Genomic DNA, 13,289 nt, shown 5'->3' with positions numbered 1-13,289 from the left:
ACTGCGGCCGTCTCAAACGCGCGGGAAATTCATGCGCTGGCTGCCTTTGATCGCCGTCCTGACATCGCTGGCCCTTGCCGGATGCACCACCACGCGCCCGGCGACTTACATGGTCGACACCAAGGGGCCCTATCAGCTGGACACCGGGGACGTGGTCCGGGTGACCGTCTATGGCGACGCCGAACTGAGCAAGACGTATCGCATCGACGATAACGGGGCCGTCGCTTTCCCGCTGGTTGGGCCTGTCGCGGTGCGCGGATCCACCACCGAAGATGCCGCCCGCCGCCTGTCCCGGGCATTGGCCAATGGCTATATGCGCAATCCAGATGTCGCAGTGGAAATAGACCAGTACCGACCGTTCTTCATTCAGGGCGAGATCAAGACTGCCGGGCAATTCCCCTACGTCTACGGCATGACCGTGCGCGCCGCGATCAGCACAGCAGGCGGTTTCTCGGAGACCGCTGACCGGGATCGCGCCGTAGTCTATCGCCGGCAGGGCAATGAAATGGTCAAGGCGGCCGTGGACCTGGACTTCCCCATTTTCCCAGGCGACACGATCGTGGTGCAGGAGCGCTGGTTCTAGGGTGGCGAAGCAGAGTTTGCGGATCCTGCAGGTCCTGCGCGCGCCCGTCGGCGGCCTCTTTCGCCATGTCGCAGACCTGACGCGCGCCCTGTCCGCCAAAGGCCACAGCGTCGGGATCGTGGTCGACAGCCTTGCAAACGATGCACAAACCGAAGGATTGCTGCTGGGGCTCGAAGCATATGCCGCACTCGGTATCCATCGCTTCCCTATGCCGCGCCTCTTTGGAAGGAGCGATCTCTCGACACCGTTTGCCGTCAGCGCCCTGGCGCGACGGCTCGACGTCGACATCATGCACGGCCATGGCGCAAAGGGCGGCTTTTACGCCCGGCTGGCCGCCTACGGCCGCAATCGAGCCGAGGTGTACTACACCCCCCATGGCGGCGTGCTGCACTTTCCGGCCGACAAAGCTTCAGGCAAACTATTCCATCGCATAGAACGAACGCTGATGGCCAAGACCTCGGCCATCATCTTCGAAAGCCACTTCGCGGAGAAAACCTACTCCGCGCTGATCGGAGCCCCCACCTGCCCTGGCAAGGTCATTCACAACGGCCTCCGTCCGGATGAGTTCATGCCAGTCGAGCATCGCAGCGACGCCGCGGACTTCGTATTCGTTGGCGAACTGCGTGCACTCAAAGGCATATTTCAGCTTGTCGAGGCGCTTGCAGACACACGGCATCCCGACGGCAGACCTCCGAACCTCGTCATGGCGGGTGATGGACCCGATCGCGCTGAGCTCGAGGCGCGAATAGCGGAACTGGGACTTGGCGCTCGCGTGAACCTGGTTGGGTCCAAACCCGCGCGAGAGGTGTTCGCGTTGGGGCGGTATGCGGTCGTGCCGTCGCTCGCGGAATCCCTGCCTTATGTGGTGCTGGAAGCCGCAGCGGCCCAACTACCACTCATCTCGACGCGTGTTGGCGGCATCCCGGAAATTTTCGGCCCGACCTCAGACAGCCTTATCCCACCGGGCGATGCTGGTGCGCTGGCCGCTACCATGAACCGGATGCTCGCCGATCCTGACTCCGCCGAAACCGAAATGCGTCAGCGACTCGCCCATATCGAGGCGCAGTTTTCACTCGCGCGGATGGCAGACGCGATCGAGCAACTCTATCGCGGCGCGCAGTAGAAAAGCCTCAGCGTCGAACAAACGATTTCACCGAGTATAAAGGTCTCTCGTGGACACTGCCGCGCAAACAACAAGCGGCGGCCGCATTCATGTATCGCGTAGACCCCAAGAAGGCCATCGAGGAACACGCATCCCGTTCGGATGCTCCGGGCACGATCGCATTGTCGGCGAAAGCCGAGGAAATCATCGCCGCCCCGGTGGACCCGACGCTGTCGAGCGCCGTCATTGCGGGCGTCGCGCAGATCGTTGAAGCGGTGCTTCTCGCGCTCCTGGGCTACGGCATCCATGCCGCTTATGTCGAGCCGGGCCAGGATGGCTTCTATATTCCGATGATCCTTGGCAGCGTTCTCGTCGCCAATATCGCCTTCAATGCGGTCCGATCGCATCGCGTCAGCGCTTACCGCACCACGTTCTCGCAGATGGGTCGGGTGCTGGGCGCCTGGGTAGCGGTCATGCTGGTGCTGATGGTCGGCATATTCTTTTTCAAGGCGGGGGACCTGGTGTCGCGCGTCTGGCTGCTGACGTGGTTTGTTTCCGGCGCCGCCCTGCTGATCGCTTATCGCCTGCTGCTTCGGACGCTGGTGCAGCGCTGGACGGCTCAGGGGCGCCTCAAGCGTCGCACCGTGATCGTCGGTGGCGGCGCCGACGCGGAAATGCTGATCGAGCAGATCCAGGCAGGGTCGGACCAGGATATCAACCTGCTCGGACTGTTCGACGACCGCGACGGCGAACGCTCGCCCGACGTGGTCTCCGGATTCCACAAGCTGGGCCGGGTTTCGGAGCTGATCGAGTTCGCCCGTCGCACCCCGGTGGACCTGGTGATCGTCTCCATGCCGCTGTCGGCCGAAAAACGCGTGCTCGACATGCTGACCCAGCTTTGGGTGCTGCCCGTCGACATTCGCCTATCGGCCCATATGAGCAAGCTGCGCTTCACCGAGAAGGCCTATTCTTATGTCGGCGACCTGCCGGTGCTCGATATGGCCGACCGGCCGATTTCGGACTGGAACCTCGTGTTCAAGTGGGTGTTCGACAAGGTCGTGGCGCTTACAGCCCTTGTCCTTTTGTCGCCGATCATGCTGATCACGGCCATCGCCATCAAGCTCGACAGCAAGGGTCCGGTGTTCTTCGTTCAGAACCGGCACGGCTTCAACAACGAGCTGATCCGCATTTACAAGTTCCGCTCGATGCGCACCGACAACCTCGATTTCGGCGCTGCCAAGCTCGTGACCAAGGGTGACCCGCGCGTGACCAAGGTGGGCAGGTTCATCCGCCGTACCTCGATCGACGAATTGCCGCAGCTGTTCAACGTGCTCAAGGGCGAACTGTCGATCGTCGGTCCCCGTCCGCATGCGCTACAGGCGAAGGCTGAGAACCAGCTCTATTATGAAGCTGTGGAAGGCTATTTCGCCCGTCATCGCGTGAAACCCGGAATTACCGGCTGGGCACAGGTCAATGGCTGGCGCGGTGAGACCGACACGATCGACAAGATCATGCATCGCGTAAACCACGACCTCTACTACATCGAGCACTGGTCGATCCTTCTGGACTTCTACATCCTCGTCATGACGCCGGTGTCCCTGGTCGCCAAGAACGAGAATGCCTATTGAGCACCATCGGTACATTTGCCGGGTCCGGCGCCGAGGCCGGCTCGGCGATGTCCGGCAGAGCCTATTTCAGGGCACGATCCGCGCGGCTTCTCGACTGGGCGGTGGCGTTCTGGGTGTTCACCGGCTTTGTGGTGTTCGTCGAGCCTTCGCCGTACGAGCTGAGCTTCCTGATGGTGCTGCCGGTTGCCGTGGCGGCAGGTCTCAATCTCTACCGATCGACGCTGGGACTGCTCGGCATCATCCTGGCCTTCACGCCCTTCGCACTGATCGCCGTGTTCCAGGTGCGCTACAACACGATCACGCAGGCGCTGATCTTCACCCTCGTCACCATCTTTCTGATGCTGACCTCCTACATCTCCGCCAACTACGTTGCTGAAAAGACCGTGAGCCGCATGCGGTTGATCATGACGGCCTATACGGCCGCGGCCGTGATCGCAGCCCTGCTCGGCACGTTCGCTTACCTCGGCGTCATGCCGGCCGCCGACCTCTTCCTCCGCTATGGTCGAGCCAAGGCGACGTTCAATGACCCGAACGTCTACGGACCTTTCCTGATCTTGCCGGCGATGTATGCGTTGCAGCGCGTACTGCTGGGCGCCCAGCTCAAGACGATGCTGATGTCGGGAGGTATCTACCTTGTGCTTTTCATCGGCGTGTTCGTCAGCTTTTCGCGTGCCGCCTGGGGCCATTTCGCGGCATCCTCGCTGATCGTCCTGATGCTGGTATTCCTGCTCGAGGCCAGCGCGCGAGAGAAGGTCCGCATCATTCTCCTGTCCCTGGCAGGCTTCATGCTGCTGCTGGTCGCCCTCGCCGGCCTGCTTTCGATCCCGGCCGTTGCAGATCTCTTCGCCACCCGCTTCGCGTCACAAAACTATGACAGCGGCGAAACCGGACGCTTCGGACGCCAGGGCTATGCATTCGAATTGGCGCTGGCCAATCCTCTGGGCCTGGGTCCGGGCGAGTTCAACAACCTGCGGATCACCGAGCTCCCCCACAACGTTTATGTGACCGTCCTCCATTCCTATGGCTGGGGCGGCGGATTCGTCTTCTATGTGCTGATCCTGGCGACGCTCTGGAAGGGGCTGGAGGCGGCTGTTCGCCCCTCTCCCTATCGTCTGCTCGCGATCCCCCTGCTCGCCACCTTCTCGATGGTCATGGTCGAATCGATCATCATCGACAGCGACCACTGGCGTCACATCTTCCTGCTGATCGGCCTGATCTGGGGTCTGTCCAGTGCCATGGCTCGTGACCCAAGACGTGGTGTTCCGCGAAGCGAGGCGCTGATCTAGCGCCACATCGCGCCGGCCATGTAGCGCTCGGCAAGGTCGGCCGTACCTTCGGCGAAGCCCGGCATGTGGGTCTGCGCCAGCGCGGTCTCGGCGTGCGAGCCGATCCAGGCAAGCAAGGCGGTGCGACGCAGCAGCACCATAGAATCGAGTTCAGCGATGTCTTCGGGCGCCAGCGGCCGCACAGTCTGGTACGTCTTGAGCCAGGCGTCACGGAGTGCCGGCACGGAGGGGTGAGTCTCGTGAAATGAGATGGCGGCAGCAAAGTCGTAGGCGAACCAGCAGATGCCGCAATCGTCGAAGTCGATCAGGCTGACCTGATCACCGTCCACCAGCAGATTACCAAGACGCATATCGGCATGGATGAGACCGTAGCGAGCGGATGCGGTGCCGTAGGCTTCCAGACGACGACGCAGCTTGTCGTGAGCGCGGTTGAGGGTCAGTCGTATGGCGTCGTTGACGCCCGGCGCGACCCTCCAGTCGCCCCAGAGCCCATCCATGTCGAGGATGGCCGGTGCGGACCATGCCTGACGCTCGAAACCGGCTGGACGTGGCCATGCGATGGAGTGTTGGTGGAGCTTGGCGGCGTAGACGCCGAGGGTGCCGAACAAATCGACGAGGTCGCTATCCGGGTTTGGCTCGCTACCTTGGATGAAGTGGAAGAGCACGGCGTAACAGGTGTCACCCGACGGCGTCTTGAAACTCTGCAGCATGCGACCGTTGCGACCGGCAACCGGCTCCGGAATGGGCAGATCCGTCTGTCGATGCAGCGCCTCGAGCCAGGCGAGCTCGCTCTCGATGTTTGCCACGCTCTGATAGCCGGGCCGGTGGACGCGCATCGTGAACGCCTCGCCGCCGGGGACGGAAAGCAGAATGGTGTGATTTTCCGAGTGGTTGAGGAGCGACATCGTCGCGCCGTCGAGATCGGGCCAGAGTTGGAGGACGGATTCCAGGTCGCGCAATTGCAGCGGCATGGGAGGCTCCCGCACAGGTTGGCCTATCAAGATATTAGGTGGAATGGTCGGAGCGGCCGGATTTGAACCGACGACCCTTTGTCCCCCAGACAAATGCGCTACCAGGCTGCGCTACGCCCCGACTGGTGCGGAGACATAGAGAATGGGGGAATTTGGTGCAACCCCGAATTTGCAGGTCCATGTGAACAAAGCGAGATTTTTTAACTCGATGTGATCGGCAGGGGCGTCGTGAAGCAGATCGCGGACCAGGGTCATTCGGCCTCCGCATCGCAGGACCGACGAACAGCAGGAATATGACCGCAGGCTAGACGAGACCCGGCCCGCTGATCCGCAGGACGACCCCGAAATCGTGGCCAGCGGCCTCGGGTATCTCAAGATGCAAACCGGTATCGTCCCGATCAAACGTTACAGGAGCATCGGATCCCAGGACCTCAACATGCTCCACCTGCCCCGCACCAGTTGCCGACGATTGGGCAAGGGATGATAGCGTCATCGCACCTGAGGTAGCGCCGAGCGTGGCGGCATAGAGCACATTGCCCTTGGTGGTGAAACGGATGTCGTCACCCGTGAAGGGACGGACGGAGGATTCGCCGAAGAGGCCCTCTGGCAGGGTCGTTGGGCCTTCACCCGAGACACGCCAGGGACGCGAGCCGAAGATGGCCTCGCCGTGCAAGGCGTTCCATTCGCCGATCTGCTCGACAATGCGGCGTTCTTCGTTGTCGATCGTGCCATCGCCCCGGATCGGCACGCTCAACAATAGATTGCCGTTCTTGGAAACGACGTCGCAGAGCCGGTGAATGACTGAGGCGGCCGTCTTGTAGCGCTTGTTCTCGAAGATTTCGCGCCTGTAGTGCCAGTCGCCGATGCAGGTGTCGGTCTGCCAGGGATGCTGGACGATTTCCGAGCGAAATCCCCGCTCTACGTCTTCGACAAGGGCGCCGGCGTGCCCTCTGGGAAGGAGCTTGGTGTTGAGCACGACGTCCATGCGCCCGGCATTCCACGCAAGGGAGGCGTTGTAATAGTGGGCGGCCATGTCGAGACCGGCCTGCCCCAGAGGCAGGTCATGGTTATCGAAATAGAGGAGGTCCGGCTTGTAGCTGTCGACCAGGTCCTGGCAGCGGCGATACCAGCTTTCAACGAAGGCTGGATTGGCCGCTGGTGGCGCCTCGTCCCAAACACCGTCGTGCTCCTCGTGCCAGCGTTCCGCAACCCTGGCGTCGGTGAGGCCTTCGGGCAGCGGCATGTTGGTCCCGCCGTACAGGTCTTGAGGGTCGAGACCTTCCCAGAAGGTACCGATGCCGTCTGACTTGGTCAGCTTCCACGCGTCATAGCGTTCGCCAGCGCGCTCACCTTCAGGGTCGTATCCGTAGGCGGTTTGCCACCAATGCCAGACGTGTGCACCATGATTGGATACGCCGAACTTGAGTCCGCGGGCGCGGGCTTTTTCGGCCCACGTGCCGACGATGTCGCGCATCGGTCCCATGCGGGTCGAATTCCAGCCATGAAATCGCGAGGCGTAGTTGTCGAAATTGTCGTGGTGATTGGCCATGGCCACGAAGTATTTTGCGCCCGCCTGGACATAGAGATCGAGCAGGTCGTCAGGGTTCCAGTTCTCGGCCTTCCAGTCGCCGATGACGTCGATGAAGCCGCTGTCGGCTGGATGGCCGTACTTCTTGCGGTGGAAGTCAGACTGCCAGTGACCCTGCATGTACATGTGCCGCGCGTACCAGTCTCCGGCTTCGGGCTGGCATTGAGGTCCCCAATGGGCCCAAATGCCGAACTTGGCGTCCCTGAACCATTCTGGTGGACGATACTGGCTCTTGAGCGATTCCCAGCTCGGCTCGAAGGGTCCCGGGGCGATGGGTTCGCTGCGGTAATGGGGCGTGGCGGTTCGTCTGGTGCTCATCGTGCTGAGCTCACGACAACAGCGGGTTCGGCGCCTAGTCTGGAACGGCTACTGTGCTCCTCCGGCGCTTTTGTCCAGTTGAGCGATAGCTCCTGCCCACTCGGTCCGGCCAGGACCAGACGCGTCCCGTCATCCCCAAGATCAAGCCGCGTGGAGGCCACCTGGGAAGCGAACTGGTCGAAGTTTAATCCCTCGCCAGTGATCACCGCCCATCCCTGTTTTTCGCCGTTCTGGCGGTATTCGATACCGGCGCCAGGGCCTGTCGTAACGGGGATCAAAGGCGATGTCGCCTTGTAGGCCGCGAAAGCGCTGCCGGCCTTGAGGATCAGCGTATCGCCGTGAAGGTGATGTTCGATGCCGCTTTGAGCGGCGTAGATGTGCGTAAAATCGAGACGGGCTTCGGCGTCGAGCCGGTAGAGAACGAGGGCAGTTCCGCCCTCCTGAAGGACCCGCGGGAGATTGCCGTTGCCTGCCCAAAAGGATGGGCGCTGATTGCCCCAGGGGTCGTCTTCGCCCGGATGGTTGATCCAGCTGCGGGCCATGGGGTGGCTGGCAAAGCGCAGGTCGATGACGTGCTGCTGGTGTCCGTAACCGCCGGCGCGGGCGCCGCTATTGGTAGAAAGCTGAATGTTTTCAGTCTTGTGCAACGACAACAGCGCCGCGGGGCCATAGCCCTGGCGATAGTGGGCCGAGATGGTTTCACCCGTGGCGGGCTGCGCATATGGGCCCAAATTTGCCGGAGGCTCATAACGGCCGGCAGCAAAGAGCGGCAGCGAGGCAACGCCGCTGTTGAGCCAGCCCTTCCCAAAAGCGACGGCTGCAAAGGGAGCGAGCTCGGTCAGGGGGCCGGCGCGCAGTTCCTTGTCGTAGGCGCGCCCCATCGAGCCCGCGGGGACGGCATTGAGCGTGTGCAGCGACAGCATCGTGAAGATGCGATCACAGAGGCCTTTCGCGCGGGAAGCGATCGGCTCTGGCGCCAGCTCTGCAAGGGCGAGGAGGCCAATGAAATCAACTGGGTAGTACGCCGATGAATTCCATTCGGCGAGGCCATCTTTTTCGACGGCATCGAGCCAGAGGCCAAGGCGTGCAGTGGCGATTTCCGCTTGTTCCCGACCGGTGCGTCCGGATGCGGAGAAATGTGCCTCGGGCCAGGCGAGACCGGCGAGAAGTTGCGAGACGTGGAAGCAAAGCGCGTGGTTTTCGCTCCAAAACCACATGACATCATTGCCCGGCTCATCCACCCAATAGCGGAACCCCTGAAGGACAGCCTCGATTCTCGCCCGCAAATCCTGAGGAAAATCAGCGGCATGCCGGTGATAGGCCCAGAGGAGTGGCACCGAAACGAAGTCGGCGCAGTCGTGCCGCTCCTCGATAGACTTGAGCGTAGCTTCGACGATTGGCCGGATGCGCGGATCACCGCCCTGCCCGGTTTCCAGAAGCGCAACGACTGTCCCCATGCGGTTTTCGCCGTGGCGAGCGGCATGTTCGAGGGCAAAACGCTTCCGTGCGGCAAGGTCGCCGGGAAGTTGCTGCGGCTCGAGATTGCGGAGAATGGCGCAGCCGATGACCCGCTCGACGCGCGATTTACCGATGCTGAAGACCAGCGGCACGTTGTAGTAGCCATCCCCTAACTCGTTGCCGGAACAGACGAAAACCTCCGCTGCGCCTGCCGGCAAGACCACGGTGCGCTTCAGTGCACTGGCATGTGTGTGCGAGGTGCTGGCGAAGGTAATTTCGATCTCGACGTCCATTGCGGAATGCGTATCGAAGAGGAGGACGACGTCATCATTGGCCGTGACTACCTCGCCGCGGCAGCGGGCCTGCGCCGCGAGGGCCTTGAGAGCGCCGGCCTGTTCACCGATTTCGGCGCCAGGCAGGAAAATGTCGAGTTCCGTGTCATCGACAAGGCTGAGTTCGAAGAACCAGTTGGTATCGCGCTCGGCCATTTCTTCTGTAAGAACAATGACTTCGCTGCCCGCAGAGCTGATCGGCAGATGTACGATGGTGTCCTGGGACTGGTTGCGCGTGAAGGGCTCGAAACGGGCGGCGAGTTCGCCGTCGACCCAGATGTGGACGCCGCCGCAGGTGGTGAGGCGGAAGGAGCAGTAGCGATCCTCGCCGGCCGCAATCGTCGTTTTGCACCAACGACTTAGTCGCGTCGGACGATAGCGGAACTGGGTGAATTCGACACGACGATTGCTCCCCGGCAGGTTGAGACTTTCCACCTCCCAGTCCGTTTCGAGTGAAACGGTGCGCGTGGCGACGTCGCGCCAGGTTGCGATGCGGCATGGAAGATCGCCAACATCTACGAAGCCATTGATATAATGATAGTTTTGTGGGTCGCGCGCCGATGCGGGGGTGCCGGGGAAATAGGTCGCGGTGGTGGGTGAAAGTTCCCATGCGGTCACGCTGTCACCGCGGGAGATGGTTAGCAAGGGCGCTGACATGGCGGGCCTATTTGTTAGCATTCGGTTAGCGCTGGAAGGGACGGCAACGGTATTTGGTTAGCATTTCGAGCACGTCTAGAAGCGCAGGCAGTTCCGAGGGGCTGTCGATGCGATAATCGGGCACTTCGGACGGATTGGCTGGCTCGTGCGTCCGGAGGGTCGACCAGGCCATGAAGATGGACGTCATCCCCAGCGCATTGGCGCCACAGATGTCGCGGGAGAGATTGTTGCCGACCATGACGGTGCGCCAGGCGTCGTCGCGGGTGAGACCGGCAGCGGCGAGCGCGGCGTCGAACATGCGGACATCCGGTTTATGGACGCCGACATCCTCGGAGATGATGTGAGCGTCGAAATGGTCCCATAGACCATGATGGGTCAGCATATTGACGAAGGTCTGGCGCGGTCCATCGGCGACGAGGATCAGCTTGTGGCCGGCGGCCTTCAAGCTATCCATCATCTCCTTGGCGCCGGGGATGAGATCGGCGCGGATGACCACCTCGCTGCCGGGCAGTTTTTCTTCGGTGCGCTCGTCGATGAGCGTATCGCCGCAATCGAGAAAAATGGCGGCGAAGTGCGGCTGGTCGGTTTCGAGACGGGTCATGATGTCAGTGATGCGCTGCGGGATAATGGCTTCGAGATCCGGCCAAGGGAGAAGCGGCACCTCGGTTGATGAGGCACGGTAAGAATGACCAGGCTCGAAGGCGTCGGTGGTCATCTTGAGGCGGGCAAGGCGATGGTCTCTGGGCCTGGCGGTGTAGGCGCCGCGCTTGGCGAACGGATTGCCAAGATGCACGCCTTCGATGCCGGCCAGTGGACCGCAAAGGACGGCAAGTTTCTGCCGGTCGGCCTCGGTCATGTGAGCAGGACTTGCCCAATGGGCGTGTTTGCCGGCTTCGACATAGAGGACCGGATGCCCGGACAAGCCGGGCAATGACGATGGGCGGCGGAAAACCTGCGGGGAAGAAAATTCGGGCAGCCCTTCGCCGATATCCATGACCTTGCAACCACCATGGGAAGAGGCTTCCACCCGGAGAATTTCACCCATGGCACCGACATGCACCCAGACATGTTCGAGGTCGTAGAGATGGCCGATGTCCCAGTCGTAATAGATCGCGTACTCGATCGTCAGGGCGCCAAGGGGTTCGATGGCGAACTTGCTGGATGGTGACAGTCCCGCTATGCGGAAGATCGTGTATCCCAGGGCGTGTGGAAGATACGGCTCGTTGGTATCGAACATAAGGTGCGGCGCATAAAGCGCCGCAAGATCGGCATCGGCGTGCTGCAGGACTTCGGTCACGCCACCGCCCCGACGAGGGCCAGGTCTTCGGCAAAGTGGCAGCGGACCTGGCGGCCGCCAGCGACGGTGCGGAGGGCGGGGACTTCGGTACTGCACCTGGCCTGGGCATAGGGGCAGCGGGGATGGAAGCTGCAGCCTGAGGGCGGATTGGCTGCATTGGCGATTTCGCCCTTGAGCGGCACGCGCTTTCTGGTGCGGTTGCCGCGCGGATCGGGCTGGGGAACCGCCGCCATCAAGGCTTCGGTATAGGGATGGAGCGGCTTTGAGAACAGCTGCTCGGTCGGCGCGACCTCCATCAAGCGGCCGAGATACATGACGCCGACGCGATCGGCGATGTGTTCGACCATGCCGAGATCATGGGTGATGAAGAGATAGGTGAGACCGAACTGCTCCTGCAGGTCCTGCAGAAGATTGATGTTCTGGGCGGCCACCGACACGTCGAGTGCCGAGACCGCTTCGTCGGCGGCAATGAAGCTGGGGTTGAGCGCAAGGGCACGGGCGATGCCGATGCGCTGGCGCTGGCCGCCGGAAAAGGCATGCGGGTAGCGATTGATGAATTCGGGACGGAGGCCGACGACCTTCAAAAGCTCCGCGACGCGATCCTTGATCTCGCTTGGTGAGCCGACGCCATGAATGACCATCGGTTCGCCGACCAATTCGAGGAGGGTCATGCGCGGATTGAGAGAGGAATAAGGATCCTGAAAGATCATCTGCATCTCGGCGCGCAACGGCCGCATTTCGCGATCGCTGAGCTTTGAGAGATCGACGATCTCGTTATTTGCACGGCGGAAGAGGATCTGCCCGTCGGTCAGGTCGTAGGCGCGCAGCATGAGGCGGGCGACGGTGGACTTGCCGGAGCCGCTTTCGCCCACGAGGCCGAGCGTTTCGCCCTTCTTGATATCGAGCGAGACATCGTCGATCGCCTTGACGTCGCCGACATGTTTCTTGAGCCAGCCGGCCTGGATGGGAAAATACTTCTTGAGACCCCGGACGGAGAAGAGAACGTCATCGGGGAGGCTCGAATGGTCGAGGATCGGAAGCTCAGACATGGGCGGCCTCCGCGGCAACAAACTGTTCGGCAAAGTGGCAGCGCGACATTTGCGAGCCGAAGACTTTTTCGGGTGGCAGTTGCGTATCGCAGACGCCGGCAACGGCGTGGGTGCAGCGCGGATTGAAAGCGCAGCCGGGCGGCACGCTGAATGGGTCGGGCACCATTCCGGGAATGGTCGGCAGGCGCCTACCCTGATCGACGCCGAGGCGTGGAATGGAGCGCAAGAGCGCTTGGGTATAGGGGTGCTTGGCGGCATAGAAGATGTCGTCGACGGTGGCCGTCTCGACGATCTTGCCCAGATACATCACCGAGACGCGGTCGGCGATATCGGCGACGACGCCGAAATTGTGGGTGATGAAAATGATCGCCATGCCCATTTCGGACTGCAGTTCCTTGAGCAGTTCAAGGATCTGCGCCTCGGTGGTCACATCGAGCGCGGTCGTTGGTTCATCGGCGATAAGCAGGCTGGGATTACAGGAAATGGCGAGCGCGATCATGGCGCGCTGCCGCATGCCGCCCGAAAGCTGGTGCGGGAAGGCATCGACCAACTGGTTGGGCCGCGGCATCTGCACCTTGGCCAGAAGCTCGATGGCACGCTCGCGCGCCGCCTTGCGGTTGAGGCCCATATGGAGCTGAACCGTGCGCATGATCTGCGCGCCTATCGTGTGGACCGGCGACAGCGCCGTCATGGGCTCCTGAAAGATCATGCCGATATGCTGACCGCGAACCTGGCGCATGGCGCGGCTATTGCGGCCGAGCGCTGAGAGTTCATAGGTCTCGCCGTTGCGTGGGCGGAAGGTGATGCGGCCTTCAGGCGCTGCGGCGCGCTTGGGCAGGAGGCGCATGATGGCGCGGGCGGTGATCGACTTGCCCGAACCGGATTCCCCGACGATGCCAAGAACCTCGCCCTTGTTGACGTGATAGGAGACGCCATTGACGGCTTTGACGAGGCCTTCGCGCAGTGGGAAGTGCACGTGGACATTGTCGAGTTCGAGCAGACGTTCTGGGGGCATGTTTT

10 protein-coding genes and 1 tRNA gene are annotated in these 13,289 nt (G+C 61.9%); 4 read left to right on the top strand and 7 right to left on the bottom strand.

The features are described from left to right. Positions 1–31: 31 nt before the first annotated feature. The 4 genes from CCK88_RS03770 (at position 32) to CCK88_RS03755 (ending at position 4,599) form a co-directional block, all read left to right on the top strand. Positions 32–583 (top strand): polysaccharide biosynthesis/export family protein, encoded by a 552-nt coding sequence (locus tag CCK88_RS03770; protein WP_170926339.1) that lies wholly within the window; start codon positions 32–34, stop codon positions 581–583. Position 584: 1 nt separating this feature from the next. After that, positions 585–1,706, top strand: coding sequence for a glycosyltransferase family 4 protein (locus CCK88_RS03765; protein ID WP_170926338.1), 1,122 nt, complete (start codon positions 585–587; stop codon positions 1,704–1,706). 89 nt (positions 1,707–1,795) lie between these two features. Further along, complete coding sequence (locus tag CCK88_RS03760) at positions 1,796–3,313, top strand: undecaprenyl-phosphate glucose phosphotransferase (RefSeq protein ID WP_086469186.1); 1,518 nt, start codon at positions 1,796–1,798, stop codon at positions 3,311–3,313. Then, the gene (locus tag CCK88_RS03755; RefSeq protein WP_086469185.1) at positions 3,310–4,599 is read left to right on the top strand and encodes an O-antigen ligase family protein; all 1,290 of its coding nucleotides are present in this window, start codon (positions 3,310–3,312) and stop codon (positions 4,597–4,599) included. The genes CCK88_RS03760 and CCK88_RS03755 overlap by 4 nt, the downstream gene beginning before the upstream one ends. On the opposite strand, the gene CCK88_RS03750 is transcribed toward CCK88_RS03755, so the two are convergent. The 7 genes from CCK88_RS03750 to CCK88_RS03720 form a co-directional block, all read right to left on the bottom strand. After that, positions 4,596–5,570, bottom strand: coding sequence for a phosphotransferase enzyme family protein (locus CCK88_RS03750; protein WP_086469184.1), 975 nt, complete (start codon positions 5,568–5,570; stop codon positions 4,596–4,598). The genes CCK88_RS03755 and CCK88_RS03750 overlap by 4 nt on opposite strands. A gap of 44 nt (positions 5,571–5,614) precedes the next feature. Continuing rightward, a tRNA-Pro gene (locus CCK88_RS03745) sits at positions 5,615–5,691 on the bottom strand. A gap of 183 nt (positions 5,692–5,874) precedes the next feature. Continuing rightward, positions 5,875–7,476 carry an alpha-L-fucosidase gene (locus tag CCK88_RS03740; RefSeq protein WP_086469183.1) on the bottom strand — a complete coding sequence of 534 codons (1,602 nt, stop codon included), beginning with the start codon at positions 7,474–7,476 and terminating at the stop codon, positions 5,875–5,877. Further along, complete coding sequence (locus CCK88_RS03735) at positions 7,473–9,884, bottom strand: hypothetical protein (RefSeq protein WP_140048875.1); 2,412 nt, start codon at positions 9,882–9,884, stop codon at positions 7,473–7,475. Before CCK88_RS03735 ends, CCK88_RS03740 begins: the two co-directional genes overlap by 4 nt. Before the next feature lie 64 nt (positions 9,885–9,948). Beyond that, positions 9,949–11,220 carry an HAD family hydrolase gene (locus CCK88_RS18545; RefSeq protein ID WP_210189897.1) on the bottom strand — a complete coding sequence of 424 codons (1,272 nt, stop codon included), beginning with the start codon at positions 11,218–11,220 and terminating at the stop codon, positions 9,949–9,951. Then, entirely contained in the window at positions 11,217–12,269 is a 1,053-nt protein-coding gene (locus tag CCK88_RS03725; protein ID WP_086469181.1) for an ABC transporter ATP-binding protein, read from the bottom strand. Before CCK88_RS03725 ends, CCK88_RS18545 begins: the two co-directional genes overlap by 4 nt. Beyond that, positions 12,262–13,284: an ABC transporter ATP-binding protein gene (locus CCK88_RS03720; protein WP_086470794.1), complete on the bottom strand. Its 1,023-nt coding sequence runs from the start codon at positions 13,282–13,284 to the stop codon at positions 12,262–12,264. Before CCK88_RS03720 ends, CCK88_RS03725 begins: the two co-directional genes overlap by 8 nt. Between the last annotated feature and the right edge of the window lie 5 nt (positions 13,285–13,289).

The organism is Devosia lucknowensis (assembly GCF_900177655.1).
Lineage (GTDB): Bacteria > Pseudomonadota > Alphaproteobacteria > Rhizobiales > Devosiaceae > Devosia > Devosia lucknowensis.
Note: the sequence above shows the minus strand (reverse complement) of the source record. Positions and strands in the feature narration are given on the sequence as shown.